This window comes from Curtobacterium sp. 22159 (genome assembly GCF_052045775.1).
GTDB lineage: Bacteria > Actinomycetota > Actinomycetes > Actinomycetales > Microbacteriaceae > Curtobacterium.
This window is the reverse complement of sequence record NZ_JBQEPN010000002.1, coordinates 353,662-368,877: the sequence shown is the minus strand read 5'-3', so window position 1 is coordinate 368,877 and position 15,216 is coordinate 353,662. Positions and strand designations below refer to the sequence as shown.

17 protein-coding genes and 1 tRNA gene are annotated in these 15,216 nt (G+C 73.8%); 14 read left to right on the top strand and 4 right to left on the bottom strand.

Annotation, left to right across the window (positions count from 1 at the left end; all coding sequences use genetic code 11):
* Positions 1 to 55: 55 nt before the first annotated feature.
* From allB to ACTJKO_RS03855, 10 genes are read left to right on the top strand one after another with little or no spacing between them, the layout of a single operon-like run.
* Entirely contained in the window at positions 56 to 1,432 is a 1,377-nt protein-coding gene (gene allB / locus ACTJKO_RS03900; RefSeq protein WP_440685855.1) for an allantoinase AllB, read from the top strand.
* The gene (locus ACTJKO_RS03895) at positions 1,425 to 2,558 is read left to right on the top strand and encodes an acetamidase/formamidase family protein (RefSeq protein WP_440685853.1); all 1,134 of its coding nucleotides are present in this window, start codon (positions 1,425 to 1,427) and stop codon (positions 2,556 to 2,558) included. Before allB ends, ACTJKO_RS03895 begins: the two co-directional genes overlap by 8 nt.
* Positions 2,551 to 4,089 (top strand): AtzH-like domain-containing protein, encoded by a 1,539-nt coding sequence (locus ACTJKO_RS03890; RefSeq protein WP_440685851.1) that lies wholly within the window; start codon positions 2,551 to 2,553, stop codon positions 4,087 to 4,089. The genes ACTJKO_RS03895 and ACTJKO_RS03890 overlap by 8 nt, the downstream gene beginning before the upstream one ends.
* 44 nt (positions 4,090 to 4,133) lie before the next feature.
* Entirely contained in the window at positions 4,134 to 5,393 is a 1,260-nt protein-coding gene (locus ACTJKO_RS03885; protein ID WP_440685849.1) for a pyridoxal-phosphate-dependent aminotransferase family protein, read from the top strand.
* Complete coding sequence (locus tag ACTJKO_RS03880) at positions 5,390 to 6,649, top strand: allantoate amidohydrolase (RefSeq protein WP_440685847.1); 1,260 nt, start codon at positions 5,390 to 5,392, stop codon at positions 6,647 to 6,649. The genes ACTJKO_RS03885 and ACTJKO_RS03880 overlap by 4 nt, the downstream gene beginning before the upstream one ends.
* On the top strand, positions 6,646 to 7,470 hold the full coding sequence (locus tag ACTJKO_RS03875; protein WP_440685845.1) for a MurR/RpiR family transcriptional regulator: 825 nt from the start codon (positions 6,646 to 6,648) through the stop codon (positions 7,468 to 7,470). The genes ACTJKO_RS03880 and ACTJKO_RS03875 overlap by 4 nt, the downstream gene beginning before the upstream one ends.
* 11 nt (positions 7,471 to 7,481) lie before the next feature.
* Positions 7,482 to 7,976 carry a 2-oxo-4-hydroxy-4-carboxy-5-ureidoimidazoline decarboxylase gene (gene uraD / locus ACTJKO_RS03870; protein ID WP_440685843.1) on the top strand — a complete coding sequence of 165 codons (495 nt, stop codon included), beginning with the start codon at positions 7,482 to 7,484 and terminating at the stop codon, positions 7,974 to 7,976.
* The gene (uraH, locus tag ACTJKO_RS03865; RefSeq protein ID WP_440685841.1) at positions 7,973 to 8,302 is read left to right on the top strand and encodes a hydroxyisourate hydrolase; all 330 of its coding nucleotides are present in this window, start codon (positions 7,973 to 7,975) and stop codon (positions 8,300 to 8,302) included. The genes uraD and uraH overlap by 4 nt, the downstream gene beginning before the upstream one ends.
* 8 nt (positions 8,303 to 8,310) lie before the next feature.
* Positions 8,311 to 9,228 (top strand): factor-independent urate hydroxylase, encoded by a 918-nt coding sequence (gene pucL, locus ACTJKO_RS03860; RefSeq protein WP_440685839.1) that lies wholly within the window; start codon positions 8,311 to 8,313, stop codon positions 9,226 to 9,228.
* Between the two features lie 13 nt (positions 9,229 to 9,241).
* The gene (locus tag ACTJKO_RS03855) at positions 9,242 to 9,886 is read left to right on the top strand and encodes a nucleotidyltransferase family protein (RefSeq protein ID WP_440685837.1); all 645 of its coding nucleotides are present in this window, start codon (positions 9,242 to 9,244) and stop codon (positions 9,884 to 9,886) included.
* Here ACTJKO_RS03855 and ACTJKO_RS03850 read toward each other — a convergent pair.
* The gene (locus ACTJKO_RS03850; protein ID WP_440685835.1) at positions 9,871 to 10,077 is read right to left on the bottom strand and encodes a hypothetical protein; all 207 of its coding nucleotides are present in this window, start codon (positions 10,075 to 10,077) and stop codon (positions 9,871 to 9,873) included. The genes ACTJKO_RS03855 and ACTJKO_RS03850 overlap by 16 nt on opposite strands.
* 41 nt (positions 10,078 to 10,118) lie before the next feature.
* Between ACTJKO_RS03850 and ACTJKO_RS03845 the strand changes: the two genes are divergently transcribed.
* Positions 10,119 to 10,190: transfer RNA gene (locus ACTJKO_RS03845), tRNA-Gly, on the top strand.
* A gap of 295 nt (positions 10,191 to 10,485) precedes the next feature.
* On the opposite strand, the gene ACTJKO_RS03840 is transcribed toward ACTJKO_RS03845, so the two are convergent.
* Genes ACTJKO_RS03840 through ACTJKO_RS03830 form a run of 3 tightly spaced genes read right to left on the bottom strand, consistent with a single transcriptional unit; the run spans position 10,486 to position 12,124 of the window.
* Positions 10,486 to 10,737, bottom strand: coding sequence for a DUF6510 family protein (locus ACTJKO_RS03840; protein ID WP_440685833.1), 252 nt, complete (start codon positions 10,735 to 10,737; stop codon positions 10,486 to 10,488).
* A complete protein-coding gene (locus tag ACTJKO_RS03835; RefSeq protein ID WP_440685831.1) occupies positions 10,734 to 11,534 on the bottom strand; it encodes an FAD-binding oxidoreductase in 801 nt (266 codons plus the stop codon). The genes ACTJKO_RS03840 and ACTJKO_RS03835 overlap by 4 nt, the downstream gene beginning before the upstream one ends.
* Entirely contained in the window at positions 11,531 to 12,124 is a 594-nt protein-coding gene (locus ACTJKO_RS03830; RefSeq protein ID WP_440685829.1) for a molybdopterin-dependent oxidoreductase, read from the bottom strand. The genes ACTJKO_RS03835 and ACTJKO_RS03830 overlap by 4 nt, the downstream gene beginning before the upstream one ends.
* A 115-nt stretch (positions 12,125 to 12,239) precedes the next feature.
* Here ACTJKO_RS03830 and ACTJKO_RS03825 point away from each other — a divergent pair, with 115 nt between their 5' ends.
* From ACTJKO_RS03825 to phoA, 3 genes are all read left to right on the top strand, one after another.
* The gene (locus tag ACTJKO_RS03825) at positions 12,240 to 12,653 is read left to right on the top strand and encodes an SIP domain-containing protein (RefSeq protein WP_440685827.1); all 414 of its coding nucleotides are present in this window, start codon (positions 12,240 to 12,242) and stop codon (positions 12,651 to 12,653) included.
* Between the two features lie 153 nt (positions 12,654 to 12,806).
* The gene (locus ACTJKO_RS03820; RefSeq protein WP_440685825.1) at positions 12,807 to 13,322 is read left to right on the top strand and encodes a Dps family protein; all 516 of its coding nucleotides are present in this window, start codon (positions 12,807 to 12,809) and stop codon (positions 13,320 to 13,322) included.
* A gap of 175 nt (positions 13,323 to 13,497) precedes the next feature.
* On the top strand, positions 13,498 to 15,189 hold the full coding sequence (gene phoA, locus ACTJKO_RS03815) for an alkaline phosphatase (protein WP_440685823.1): 1,692 nt from the start codon (positions 13,498 to 13,500) through the stop codon (positions 15,187 to 15,189).
* Positions 15,190 to 15,216: the final 27 nt, after the last annotated feature.

Below are 15,216 nucleotides of genomic sequence, written 5' to 3'. Positions count from 1 at the left end.
ACGGTCCGCGAACGGCTGACGCATCCCCGAAACACGGCTGTGCGATCCTCCCGACATGAACGGATCCCGAACCGCCCCGACGGGCGCGCACCGCGCCTCCACGGCGTTCCGTGGTGACCGCGTGTGGACCGACGGCGCCTTCCGGCCGGCCACCGTCCTGGTCCGCGGCGACCGCATCGACGCCGTCCTGCCGGTCGACGCCGAGGTCGACGCCGACGTGAGCGTCGTCCGGGTGCCCGCCGGCGCGGTCCTGCTGCCCGGTCTGGTCGACACCCACGTGCACGTGAACGAGCCGGGTCGGACCGAGTGGGAGGGCTTCGCGTCCGCGACTCGGGCCGCCGCGCTCGGCGGCGTCACGACGATCGTGGACATGCCGCTGAACTCGGTCCCGCCGACCACGACCGTCGATGCCCTCGCGGTCAAGCGCGCCAGCGCGGACGGCCGTGCGGCGGTCGACGTCGGGTTCTGGGGCGGTGCGGTCCCCGAGAACGCCGGGGCGCTCGCGCCGCTCTGGGACGAGGGCGTGTTCGGGTTCAAGTGCTTCACGGCGCCGTCCGGCGTGGACGAGTTCGGGCACCTCGACCCGGTCCAGCTGCGGCGGGCCCTGGCGGAGGTGGCGGCGATCGGCGGGCTGCTCATCGTCCACGCCGAGGACCCGGACCGGCTGGGGGCCGGCGGTCCGCTCGGCACCGGCTACCGCGCGTTCCTGGAGTCGCGGCCGCCCGTCGCCGAGGAGGACGCGATCGCGCGGGTGATCGACGGTGTCCGGGCGACCGGGGCGCGTGCGCACGTGCTGCACCTGTCCGACGCGGGCGCCTTGCCGATGCTGCGTGCGGCGAAGGCGGAGGGACTGCCGGTCACGGTCGAGACCTGTCCGCACTACCTGACGCTCGACGCCGAGCACGTGCCGGACGGCGCGACCGAGTACAAGTGCTGCCCGCCGATCCGCGACGCCGGCAACCAGGACGCGCTCTGGGACGGGTTGCTCGACGGGACGATCGACCTGGTCGTCACCGACCACTCGCCCTCGACGGTCGACCTCAAGCGCGGCACCGGTGGGGACTTCGGCCTGGCCTGGGGCGGCATCGCCGGACTGCAGGTGGGCTTCCGTGCGGTCTGGACGGAGGCGGCGCGCCGGGGGATCGCCCTGGAGCGGCTGCTGCCGCTGTTCAGCACCGGGCCCGCCGCCCTCGTCGGTCTCGACGACCGCGGCGTCATCGCACCGGGGGCGGTCGCGCACCTGGTGGTCTTCGACCCGGACGCGGTCGGGACGGTGCACGCGGACGCGCTCGAGCACCGGAACCCGATCTCGGCGTACGACGGCGCACGGCTGCGCGGACGGGTCGCCGAGACCTGGCTGCACGGACGCCGGGTCGCGACCGCGGCCGAGGGCGTGACCGCCACCGACGGAAGGCTCCTGCGACGTGTCTGACCGCCACCCCCTCATCGCCGACGACCTCGCCACGGTGCTGCCGCACGGCGTCCTGCAACCGGGCAGCGGACCGGTCGCCGGGGACCACCTCGTGTCCTCGGGGCCGGACGAGGTGCTCTGGGGGCGGCTCCCCGCGCGGCACGACGAGCCCCGGCGCACGGTGCAGCCCGGCGCGACGGTGACCTTCGACACGGTGAGCCACGAGGGTGTCCTCGACGACCAGGGACGCGACCCGGTGGCGTTCTTCGGCCGCAGCGGGGTGCCCCGCGAGCTCGTGCTCGACGATGCCGTCGGTGTCGCCGCGCACGCCGCGCGTGGGTCGTCGGACGGCCCGCACGTCGTGACCTGGCCGATCGCGGTGGACGGTGCGGAACCGGGTGACCTCGTGTCGATGACCCTGCTCGAGGCGCTGCCGCGTGTGCCGTACGGCGTGGTGTCGAACCGGCACGGCCGCGGTGCGCTCCCGGGCGAGATGCCGCGGGGCGAACTGCCGGTGAGCGTGTTCGCGGACGTCGCCGAGCAGGACGGCGAACTCGTCGGTCGGCTGCCCGTGCGCGAGGGCGGCCCGCGGCTCGTCACCTTCCCGCTCCGGCCGTTCCTCGGCATCGTCGGCGTCACCGTCGACGACGACGAGCGGCCGCACTCGGTGCCGCCGGGGCCGCACGGCGGGAACCTCGACGTGGCACTGCTGACGGTGGGTACCACCCTGCACCTGCCGGTCCAGGTGCCGGGCGCGGGCGTGTACGTCGGCGACCCGCACTTCGCGCAGGGCGACGGCGAGGTCGCGCTCACCGCGATGGAGGCCTCGTTGCGGGCCACGTTCCGGATCGACGTCGTGCCCCGGGCCCTGGCGCTGCAGGAGTTCGGCGAGCTCGCCGGGCCGCTCGGCGAGACGACGGAATACCTCGTGCCGACCGGCCTCGACGCGGACCTCGACGAGGCCGTGCGGAAGTGCGTGCGACAGGCCATCGCGCTGGTCCGGGCACGGTGGGGCGTGGACGAGCACATCGCGTACGCCTACCTCAGCGCCGCCACCGACTTCCGTGTCTCGCAGGTGGTCGACCTGGTGTGCGGCGTCCACGCGACGGTCCGCAAGGCGGACTTCCGGGCGGTGCCGCGTGGCTGAGCAGGCGTGGCCGGCGGGACTCCGGACGGCGTTCGACCGGTACGAGGCGGCGATCCTGGCGGACGACGTCGCCGTGCTCGACGAGCTGTTCGAGCCCGGGCCGGACACGATGCGGGGCGACGCCGCCGGGCTGCTGGTCGGGCACGACCGGATCAGCGCCTTCCGGTCGGTGCGCGGCGGGGTCGCGGCGCGCCGGATCGGCCGCACCGAGCTCCGGGTGCTCGGGGACGACTGCGTGTTGATCGTCGCGGAGTCCTGGTTCGACCGGGGCGGACACGGACTGCAGACCCAGCTCTGGAGGCGATCGGGAGCGTGGCGGATCGCCGCCGCGCACGTGACCGGCCGGTCGGTCGCGTTCGACCGTTCCGTCTGGCGGGTGCTCGGCGATCCGCTCGTCGCCGGGGTGACGGGACCCGAGGTGCCGCTCGCCGGGGTGCGGGTCGCCGTGAAGGACCTGTTCGCCGTCCGCGGGCAGGTCGTCGGCGCCGGCAACCCCGCGTACGAACGCGAGGCGCCGGTGGCGGCCGAGCACGCCGTCGCCGTGCAGCGCCTCCTCGACGCCGGCGCCTCGGTGCTCGGGATCGCCCGCACCGACGAGTTCGCGTACAGCATCGCCGGTCGGAACGCCCACACGGGCACCCCGCCGAACGGTGCCGCGCCGGACCGGATGCCCGGCGGGTCGACCTCGGGTGCAGCCGCGGCCGTCGCGCTCGGTCAGGCGGACCTCGCACTCGGGACGGACACCGCCGGCAGCGTGCGGGTCCCCGCGTCGTACCAGGGACTCTGGGGCCTCCGGACGACGCACGACGCGGTCTCCCGGGCCGGCCTCCTCCCGCTCGCGCAGACCTTCGACACCGTCGGCTGGCTCGCCAGGGACGTCGCGACGCTGCGCGCGGCGGCGGCCGCGAGCCTGCCGGACCCCGGCGCGGCGGGCGCGCCGGCGCTCGGTGGGGGACCGCTCCTCGTGGCGGACTCCTTGCTGGAGGCCGCCGATCCGGCGACGCGGGCCGCGTTCGAGGCGTTCCTGGCCGACAGCGGACGCGCCGTCACGGCCGTCGAGCTCCCGCCCCTCGCCGATCTGGCCGAGACCGTCCGCGTGGTCCAGGCCGCAGAGGCGTGGCGCAACGACGGCGACTGGGTCTCCGCCCACCGCGACGGCCTCGGCGCCGACGTGCTGGCGCGGTTCGACGCGGCCGCGCGGGTCACCGCCGCCGACGAGGCGGGCGCACGGGCGCGGCTCGCGGAGCTCCGGACCGCGGTGCGTGCCGTGCTCGCCCGGGGCGTGCTGTGCCTCCCGACGGTGCCGGGGCCCGCGCCCTGGCGTACGGCGGACGGCGCGGCGGTCGAGCGCACCCGGAGCGCGACCCTCCGGATGACCGCGCCGGCCGGCGTCGCGGGCGCACCGGCGGTCTCGGCACCGGTGCTCGTGGTCGAGGGCGCACCCGTCGGGGTCTGCTTCATCGGCGCGCCCGGCACGGACCTCGCCCTGCTGGACGTCGCGAGGACCGCAACGCAGTCGTCACGCGGCTGAAACAACCGTTCCCTACGCTCGGAACCGGAACGGAAGGAACACCGATGCAGCCTGTCGACCCGCCCGCCCGACTCCTGATGGGACCGGGGCCGGTGAACGCCGACCCGCGCGTGCTCCGCGCGATGTCCGCGCCACTGGTCGGCCAGTACGACCCGTGGATGACAGCGACGATGACGGAGACCCAGGAGCTCTACCGGCAGGTCTTCGCGACGCGGAACGACGCCACGGTCCTGGTCGACGGCACCTCCCGTGCCGGCATCGAGGCGGCACTCGTGTCCCTGCTCGCACCGGGGGACCGCGTGCTCGTCCCGGTGTTCGGCCGGTTCGGGCACCTCCTCACCGAGATCGCCGGACGTGCCCAGGCCGAGGTGCACACGATCGAGACGGACTGGGGCCAGGTGTTCCCGGTCGCCGTCATCGAGGACGCGATCGTGCGGACGAAGCCGAAGGTCCTGGCGATCGTGCAGGGCGACACCTCGACCACGATGAACCAGCCGCTCGACGAACTCGGTGCCGTGTGCGACCGCCACGGGGTGCTGCTCTACACCGACGCGACCGCGAGCATCGCCGGCAACCCGTTCGAGATGGACGCCTGGGGGATCGACGCGGTGACCGCCGGCCTGCAGAAGTGCCTGTCCGGTCCCTCCGGCAGCTCCCCGACGAGCCTGTCCGACCGGGCCGTCGCCGTCGTCCGCGCCCGCCACTCGATCGAGGCCGGGATCCGCGAGCCGGGCGACGACGTCCAGGACGACCCCGTCCGCTCGAACTACTTCGACCTCGGCATGGTGCTCGACTACTGGGGGCCGCGCCGACTGAACCACCACACCGAGGCGACGACGATGCTCTACGGCGCCCGCGAGTGCGCGCGGGTCGTGCTCGAGGAGGGCACCGACGCCGTCGTCGCCCGACACGAGCTCGCCGGGCGCGCGATGCTCGAGGGCGTCCGAGCGCTCGGGCTCGGCGTGTTCGGGGACGTCGCCCACAAGATGCACAACGTCGTCGCCGTCGAGATCCCGGAGACCGTCGTCGGAGACGCCGTCCGCAGCGCGATGCTCGAGGACCACGGCATCGAGATCGGCACCTCGTTCGGACCGCTGCACGGTCGGGTCTGGCGGATCGGCACGATGGGCGTCAACGCGCGGAAGGACGCCGTCGTCACCACGCTCGCCGCGCTCGAGCAGTGCCTGCGACGCGGCGGCGCGTCCGTGCCGCAGGGCGCCGGTGTGGACGCGGCACTCGACACCTACGCGGCCGCGGCGCACGACGCGACCGCCCCGGGGACCGCAGCGGCGGGACCACGGTGAGCAGCGCCTCCCGTGCCGCCACCGACCTGGCGACCCGGATCGCCGGACGCTGCGACGAGCTCGCCCGGATCAGCTCGATGCCGGACGGCATCCGCCGCGTGTACCTGTCGTCCGAGCACGCGCGCGCGAACGACCTCGCAGCCCGGTGGATGACCGACGCGGGCCTGCGCGTCAGGCAGGACGCCGCGGGCAACCTGCGCGGCCGCACCGCCGGCGACGACACCCGACCGGTCCTGCTGCTCGGGTCGCACCTCGACACCGTGGTCGACGCCGGCCGGTACGACGGCATCGTCGGGGTCCTCATGGGCATCGCGATCGTGGAGATGCTCGGGGACCGGGTGCACGACCTGCCCGTCACCATCGAGGTCATCGCGTTCTCGGACGAGGAGGGCACCCGGTTCGGGAAGGCGCTCATGGGGTCGTCCGCCGTGGCGGGTGTCTGGGACGACGCCTGGTGGGAGCTGGTCGACGAGGACGGCGTCACCCTGCGCGACGCCTTCACCGCGTTCGGCCTCGACCCCGCCCGGGTCCACGAGGCGGCGGTCGACCCCGCGACCCTCGTCGGCTACCTGGAGGCGCACATCGAGCAGGGCCCGTACCTGGAACGGGCGGACCAGGCGCTCGGCGTCGTGACGAGCATCGCCGCTGCCCGTCGGTTCACGGTCGACGTCGTGGGCGAGGCCCGGCACGCCGGCGGCACCCCGTACGAGATGCGCCACGACGCGCTGCTCGGCGCCGCCGAGGCGGCGCTCGCGGTGGAGCGGATCTGCATCGCCGAGCGGCACGTCGGGACCGTCGGGACGATGCACGTCGAGCCGGGTGCCGTGAACGTCGTTCCCGGGCACGCGCGGTTCTCGGTGGACCTCCGCGGCGAGTTCGACGACGGCCGCGACCGGGTCTGGGACGAGATCACGAGTGCGTTCGACGCCATCGCCGGACGACGCGGGTTGCGGGTCTCCGTGAGCGAGGTGCACCGCGCTCCCGCGGTCTTCTGCGCGCCCCGCCTGACGGACGCGGTCCGTTCCGGCATCGCCACGACCGGCGAGGGGCAGCCGATGGAGCTGTTCTCGCGGGCCGGCCACGACGCGATGTCGCTCGGACTGGTGACCGACGTCGCGATGCTCTTCCTCCGGAACCCGGGCGGCATCAGCCACCATCCCGACGAGTTCGTCTCGACCGACGACGTGGCGCTCGGCCTCGACGCGCTCCTCGCTGCCGTGCTCGACGTCGCCGCGGGGCAGGGGGCGTCGACGTGACGACCGACCTGCGGACGCGCATCGCCCGGCTCTGGGACGACCTGACCCCGGCGGAGCGACGGGTCGCCGCGCTCGTCCGTGCCGATCCGGACCTGCTCCTGCTGCGCACCTCCGCCGAGGTCGCGGCCGAGTCCGGCACGTCGAAGGCGACCGTGAGCCGCCTCGTCCGCGCGCTGGGGTTCCGGGATGCCGGTGAGGTGCGGGAGACCCTGCTGGCCGCCCGCGGATCGGGCCTGCCCTGGGCGTCGACGCGCGTCGGGGACGTGGACGAACGGACGGTCGAGGCGAGCAACCTGGAGGCGGCGTTCGCGTCCCTCGCACGGGTCGACCGGTCCGCGCTCGCCCGCCGCATCGTCGGTGCGCAGCGGGTCACCGTGGTCGGGCTCCGCAACGCGCACCCGGTCGCCCTGCAGTTCCGCGCGCAGCTCGCCCAGGTCCGCCCCGACGTCCGGCTCGCCCCGGTGGCCGGGCAGAGCCTCGGCGAGGAGCTCGCCGACCTCGGTCCGGACGACGTCGTCGTGGTCGTCACGATCCGACGACACGCGTCGGTGGTCGGCCGACTCGTCCGCCACTGTGCGGCGGCGGGGGCGGACGTGGTGGTCGTCACCGACCCCACCGGCGCCGTGCTCGCCGCACCCGCCACCACGGTCGTGCTCTGCCCCGTCGACTCGCCGTCCGCGTTCGACAGCCTCGCGGCGCCGATGGCCGTCGTCGCCGCGGTCGCCAACGACGTCTACGCAGCGAGCGGCGCCGACGGACGGGCGCGCGTCGCGGCGGTCGCGGACGCCTACGACGCCCTCGACGAGCTGGCCGCACCGTGAACGGAGGAACGATGGACATCCGAGCACTCGACACGCTCGACGAGGCCGCCGCCCGCGAACTCGTCAGCACCTGGGCGCAGGTGCCCCGGTGGGTGGACGCCGTGGTCGCCGACCGCCCGTACGGCTCCGTCGACGAGCTCCGGACGCACGCCGCCGGGCTCGCCGCGTCGTGGACCGACGCCGAGGTGGAGGCGGCGCTCGCGCACCACCCGCGCATCGGGGAACGACCCACCGGCGACGACGCGTCCTCGGCAGCCTCGCGACACGAACAGGCATCGGCGACGCGCACCGACGAGGCCACCGCCCGGGCGCTGCGGGACGGCAACGCCGCCTACGAGCGGCGGTTCGACCGGGTGTTCCTCGTCCGCGCCGCGGGTCGCACCGCGCCGGAGATCCTCGCCGAGCTCGAGCGGCGGCTCCGCAACGACGACGCGACCGAACGCGCCGAGGTCGCGGTGCAGCTGCTCGAGATCGCCCTGCTGCGCATGGAACGGAGCCTGACGTGAGCCACCTCACCACCCACGTCCTCGACACCACGAACGGACGGCCGGCGGTCGGCGTCGAGGTGACCCTGACGGACCCGTCCGGCACCGAGGTCTCGCGCAGCACCACCGACGCCGATGGGCGGATCGCCGCGCTCGGGCCCGAGCGGCTCGGACCGGGCGACTGGACCCTGTCGTTCGGCACCGGCGCCTACTGGCGGTCGCTCGGCGTCACCGCGTTCCACCCGCGCGTCGACGTCGTCGTCACCGTCCCCACCGACCCCGCGGAGCACTACCACGTGCCCCTGCTGGTGAACCCCTTCGCCTACTCCACCTACCGAGGGAGCTGACCCCACCCATGACCGACACCACCGTGCGCCTCGGCGCGAACCAGTACGGCAAGGCCGAGGTGCGCCTCGTGCGCATCACCCGGGACACCCCACGGCACGAGATCGAGGACCTGACGATCACGACCCAGTTGCGCGGCGCCGCCCTGGCCGACTCGTACACCGCGGGCGACAACGCCAAGGTCGTCGCGACCGACACCCAGAAGAACACCGTCTACGCGTTCGCCCGGGAGCACGGGGTGCACAGCCCCGAGGAGTTCCTGCTGCGACTCGGGCGCCACTTCACGACGGCCTTCGACTGGTACGACGGGGCCACGCTCTCGGCCGAACAGCACGCCTGGTCGCGCATCCCGGTCGACGGGGTCGAGCACGACCACTCCTTCGTCCGGTCGGGCAGCGGCACGCGCACCGCGGTGGTGCAGTTCGACGGCGAGGACGTGCACGTGCTCGCCGGTGTGACGGACCTCACGGTCCTCAAGTCGACCGGCAGCGAGTTCCACGGCTTCCCCCGCGACGGGTACACGACCCTCGGCGAGACCGACGACCGGATCCTCGCGACCTCGGTCACCGCGAGGTGGCGCTACCTGCCCGAGGCCGTCGCGGCCGGCATCGACTGGGACGCCGTCCACGCGGGCGTCCTGGAGCGGATGCTCGCGACGTTCGCCGACCTGCACTCCCTGGCGCTGCAGCAGACGCTGTTCGCGATGGGGAAGGCCGCGATCGAGGCGTTCCCGGAGCTCGCCGAGGTGCGGTTCTCGATGCCGAACAAGCACCACTTCCTCGTCGACCTGGCGCCGTTCGGGCTCGAGAACCCGAACGAGGTCTTCTTCGCCGCAGATCGGCCGTACGGGCTCATCTCGGGCACGGTCGTGCGGGACGGTGTCGCCGAGGCCCCGGGCGCGTGGGTGTCGGTGCCCGGGTTCGTGTGACCGGGCCGTCGCGGTGAGGGACCTCGGCGTGGCCGCTGGTGCCCGTCGGGGCCCGCGGACCCCTACGCGGGTCGTCGGTGTCGTGCTCGCCGCCGGCGCCGGGACGCGCATGGGACGACCGAAGGCACTCGTGCGGGACGGCGACGGCCGGCCGTGGATCGACCGGGCCGTCGCGGCGCTGCTCGACGGGGGCTGTCCGGACGTGGTGGTGGTCCTCGGTGCGGCGGCCGACGAAGCGCGTCCGCTCGTGCCGGACCTGCCGTCGGTGTCGGTCGTCGAGGCTCCGGCCTGGGGCCGCGGCCTCGGGGCGTCGCTCGCCGCCGGACTCGCGGCCCTCGACGGCACGACGTTGGACGAGGACACGCCGGACGCTGCGCTCGTCACGCTCGTCGACCTGCCGGGCCTCCCGTCGGCCGCGGTGCGACGGGTCCTCGGCCCCGAGCCCTCGCGTCCGGACACGCTGCGGCGCGCGGTCTTCGGCGGCCGCCCGGGCCACCCCGTCCTGATCGGCCGCGGGCACTGGGCGGCGATCCGCGACGGTCTCGACGGCGACCAGGGCGCGGGGGAGTACCTGCGTACCCACGGTGCGACGGCCGTGGAGTGCGGTGACCTCTGGGACGGCGCCGACCAGGACCGCCCGGCTCAGACCGGCCGGTAGACGGCGATCGGGGGAGCGTCCGGGTCCCCGTCGTCGTGCGCGTCGCCCGTCGCGAGCCAGGTGCGTCCCTCGTGCTCGATCGTGGTCGGCAGGTCGCCGTGCACGAGGATGCGGACGGCGGGTGCGTCGCCGTCCACGAGGTCCACGCCGTGGGCCTCGGTACCGCCGGGATTGTCGTGCACGTAGCTCATGGTCCGATCCAACCCCTCGAGCCTGGTAATGTGGCTGCTACGCGGATGTGGCGCAGCGGTAGCGCATCACCTTGCCAAGGTGAGGGTCGCGAGTTCGAATCTCGTCATCCGCTCGGAACACCGAAGGCCCCGGTCACCTCGACCGGGGCCTTCGTCGTGCAGCAGTGCTGCCGACGCCGACGTGCGCAGGCTCCGGGTCCCCGCGCCAGCCGGGCGCGCGGGCACCGGTGCCCACTCGGAGGGCGCGGGTGGGTGGCCCACGTGATCCTCCGAGTGAGCGTCCGGAGCGGCAGGGCTCCGCGGATTGGTCCCGCTGCCTGGCATGCGGGTGACCGCAGACACGCCGCACCGCACCGCACGATCCGACCGGAACCCTTGACAGCGGCTGGCGGACCGGGTCGTCGTCGGTCAGCCGGACGCTGCGACCGTCCGAGCGCCGGGCAGGGCCACCCACCGCCGGTTGCCGGCCTCGACGACCGTGACGAGCACCGTGTCGCAGCCCCGGCAGCGTGCGACCGAACCCATGGCCGTCGCGAACACCCGGGTCCGTGCGAGCGCGTCGAGCGCCCCGCAGCCCCGACACCGGAGCAGCGTCGTGGTCGGGTCCGCGCCCAGCAGGTCGGCCAGCGCGCCGGCGAGGGCGTTCCCGTCCACGATCACGACGCACCCCCGAACCGCTCGGCACGCACGTCGGTCGTGTCGTGTCCGAGCTCACCGAGCCACCGCAGCACCTGCTCGACGAAGGGTGTCGATCCGCACACGTAGACGAGCGCCCCGACCTCGGGCGGGAACACCGCGGCGGCCAGGGCGACGCGCGTGAGTCGTCCGGCGGGCACGGTGGCGCCCGCGGGGGCTCGCCGGCTGTACACGTGCGTGACCTCGACACCCGCGGACGCCGCGCGGTCGAGCTCGGGCCGGAAGAAGACGTCGTCCGGCGTCCGGACCGCGTAGAGCAGTCGGAAGGGCGCGGCGTCCCCGGCGTCGGCGTGGGCGCCGGCGATGGCGACGAGCGGCACGATCCCCGAGCCGCCCGCGATCAACTGCACCGGGCGGTCCGAGCCGTCCGGCCGCCAGACGAACCAGCCGCCGAGGGGCCCGTGCACCTCGAGCGCGTCGCCGACCTCGACCGCGTCGACCAGGAACGGCGAGACCTCGCCGTCCTCGACGCGATCGACCGCCAGCGTGACGCGGGTCCCGTCGCCCGAGGACGCGATCGAGTACGAGCGGGACGCCTGGTACCCGTCCTCGGCGGTGAGGCGCAGGTCCAGGTGCTGCCCGGGTTCGTTGCCGGGCCACGTCGGCACGTCGAGGACGATGCGGCGCGCATTCGGCGTCTCCGGCGCGACCGACGCGACCGTGGCGTCGTGCCAGGCCGGCCGCCTGCGTGCGCCCGGACGTGGGGCGGCGGCGATCCGCGCCTCCAGTCCGACGGGACCGGACGGGACCGGACCGCTCACCAGTACCGCTCTTCCTTCCACGGGTCCCCGTGCATGTTGTAGCCCGCGTTCTCCCAGAAGCCCGGCTCGTCCTCGTCGTGCATGACGATGCCGCGCACCCACTTCGCGCTCTTCCAGAAGTACAGGTGCGGCACGAGGAGCCGGGCGGGACCGCCGTGCTCGGGCTCGAGCGGTGCGCCGTCGGCCTCGAACGCGATCCAGGACTGCCCGTCGAGCAGTTCGTCGAGCGGGACGTTGGTCGTGTAGCCGCCGGAGCTGTGCACCATGCAGTACTCGCGGGTGGTCTCGACGTCCGCGAACAGGCGGTCGAGGGGGACGCCGCGCCACGGCATGTCGAGCTTCGTCCAGTGCGTGACGCAGTGGATGTCGACGGTGACGTCCTCGACCCCGAGGGCCTGCACCTCGTCCCAGCTCCACTCGTGCAGTCCGGACTCGGTGCGGATCGAGAACGACCACTCGGACGGCTCGATCTCGGGCGTGGCACCGGCGGAGAGCACCGGCCAGTCCCGCACCAGTGTCTGTCCGGGCGGCAGGCGGGAGTCGTCGCGGTCGTGACGTCGCCCGCCGAAGCCCCTCGTGAAGGTCGCCATGGCTGCTCCTGACAGTCGTGTGTGTCTCGATCATGCCCGGTGCACGGGCTGTGCGCACCTGCCGGGATGCGCAGGGTCCTTGTGATGAGGTAAGGCTTCCCTTACCGTGGAGCGCATGGCACGGACCCGGCGGCAGCCCAGCGAACGCATCCTCGTCGCCGGGGGTCCGGACGACCTGCAGGAGATCACCCGCATGCTGCAGGAGCTCCCGGCGAACGCCTACGGCCAGGTCTTCGTCGAGGTCGCCCTCGCCGAGCAGGTCGCGACGCTGCCGGCACCCCCGCGCGTCACGGTCACGTGGCTGGTCCGGAGCGAGCGTCCGTCGGCGGTGTCGACGCTCGTGTTCGCCGACCACGGGGAAGCACTCGCCGAGGCGGTGACGGCCTGGGCGGCCGAGTGGTGCGTCGCCGACTGCGAACCCCGGACCACCGTCTGGATCGGCCTCGCCGAGAGCCCGTGGGTGGAACGCGCACGCTCCGTCGTGCAGCTGGAGCTGGCGGACGCGGGCTTCGACACGCTCGTCGGCTGATCCGCGACGGCTCGTTCATGACGGTGGGTGAGGTCAGCCTTCGCTTCCTTGCGGCATGCAAGAGAAGGGTCCACTGTTGTCCCCATCGGTTGCACTCCGCCCGGCGGGACAGTCGCAGCGGACCGGTGTAGCCACGAGGCAGGAGGAAACGACATGACCACGCAGAGCAGCACCACGACCACCACCACGACGACGTCGACCACGTCGCCGTTCTCGACCACGCCGGAGCTCGCGGCCGGGGTCGCGCAGTTCCTCGCGCCCGTCGTGATCGACCTCGAGGCGCTCGTCGTGAACGGCAAGCAGGCGCACTGGCACGTCCGGGGCCGCAACTTCGTCGGCGTGCACGAGCTCCTCGACACCATCGTCGAGCACGCACAGGAGTGGGCCGACCTCGCCGCGGAGCGCATCGTCGCCCTCGGCCTGCCGGTCGACTCTCGCATCGCCACCGTCGCGGCGAACACGACCGTGCCGCCGCTGTCGGAGGGCTTCCAGAACTCCGACGTCACGATCACCGAGGTCATCGCCGAGATCGACGCCGCGCTCGCGCAGGTCCGCCGTGCGGTCGAGGGGCTCGACGAGGTCGACCTCAACAGCCAGGACGTCGTCATCGAGATCGAGCGTGGCCTGACGAAGGACCGCTGGTTCCTGCAGGCGCACCTCGCCGCGTAGACGCGTCCGGTCCGTCCCGTCCTGGAGGCGCGGNCCACTCGGCACCGCGCCTCCAGCCGTTCGTGGGGTCACGTCCCGTTCACGGACCCGCCCCCGGTGGTTCACCCGCCTGTACCCCTGCACAGGTCATCCTCGGATGGCACCCGTTCGGGGCACAGACGAGGGGAACAACGCAATGCAGCACACTCCGCAGCGCCGCCACCGCGCAGCGCTCGTCCTCGGTGCGGCGCTCGTCGCCGGCGCCGTCGCGCTGCCCGGCGCGGCCGAGGCCGTCGGGCAGCTCGCACTCGACCAGCACGGCGGCGCGCAGCGCCACCACGGCGACCAGACCCGTTCCGTCCGGCAGGAGATCGAGCGGGCCGGCGCGAAGAACGTCATCCTGCTCATCGGCGACGGGATGGGCGACTCCGAGATCACCATCGCGCGCAACTACCAGTACGGCGCGGCCGGACGGCTGCCCGGGCTCGACGCGCTCCCGCTGACGGGGTCCTACACGACGTACTCAGTGGTCAAGGACGGTGCCGACAAGGGCAAGCCGGACTACGTCACCGACTCGGCGGCGTCCGGCAGCGCCTGGTCGACCGGCACGAAGACCTACGACGGCGCGATCTCCGTCGACGTCGACGGCAAGCCGCAGCAGACCCTGCTCGAGCTCGCGAAGGCGAACGGTCTGCGCACCGGCGACGTCTCCACGGCCGAGATCCAGGACGCCACCCCCGCGGTCCAGGTCGCCCACGTCGGTGCGCGCTCCTGCTACGGCCCCGACACCGCTTCCTGCGGCACCGACGCCCTGCAGAACGGCGGCCTCGGCTCGATCAGCGAGCAGCTGCTGAACGCCCGCCCGGACGTCACGCTGGGCGGCGGCTCGGCGAGCTTCCAGCAAACCGCGAAGGCCGGCCAGTGGGAGGGCGACACGCTCGTCTCGCAGGCTCAGCAGCGCGGGTACCAGGTCGTGTCCGACGCCGCCGGGCTCGCCGCCGTCCGTCAGGCGGACCAGGCGAAGCCGCTGCTCGGCCTCTTCACGCCGGGCAACTTCCCGACCCGCTACGCGCCGACCACCGCGACCGTCGGCGGAGCGGACCAGGCACCGGTGACCTGCACCCCGAACCCGGCGCGCCTGTCGACCGGGCTCTCGCTGCAGTCCCTGACGAACAAGTCCATCGACCTGCTCAACCGCGACCGGAACCGGTCGGGCAAGGGCTTCTTCCTGCAGGTCGAGGGCGCGAGCATCGACAAGCAGGACCACGCTGCCGACGCGTGCGGCCAGATCGGCGAGACGATCGACTTCGACGAGGCCGTGCAGGCCGCGCTCGCCTTCGCGAAGAAGGACGGCAACACGCTCGTGATCGCGACCGCCGACCACGCCCACTCGAGCCAGATCGTCGACAGCACGCCGCCGACCTCGCTCTCCACGGCCCTCCGCACCGCGGACGGCACCACGATGAAGGTCTCGTACGGCACCGCCGGTGCGGGTTCCTCGCAGCAGCACACCGGCACGCAGGTGCGCATCGCGGCGTACGGTCCCGGTGCGGCGAACGTCGTCGGGCTGTCCGACCAGACGGACACGTTCTTCACCATCCGTGACGGCCTGCGGCTGCGCACGGACCTGGCGGCGCTGTCCCGCGGCGCCCGCATCGACCTCTCCGTGGGTGCGCCGCGCCCGGGTCAGCGTGTGACGCTCACCGGATCGCGGTTCGCCGGCGACCGCCAGGTCGAGGTCGCGGTGGGGTCGACGGACCTCGGGACCGTCGACGTCATCGACGGCACGGCGTCGGTGCAGTGGCAGGCGGTCCCCGGCAACGCGACCGTCACGTTCACCGGCGTGCAGTCCGGCAAGCAGGCGTCCAAGCAGGTCCGCGTCCGCTAGACACGCCCCTCCGGAGGTGTCGCCCGG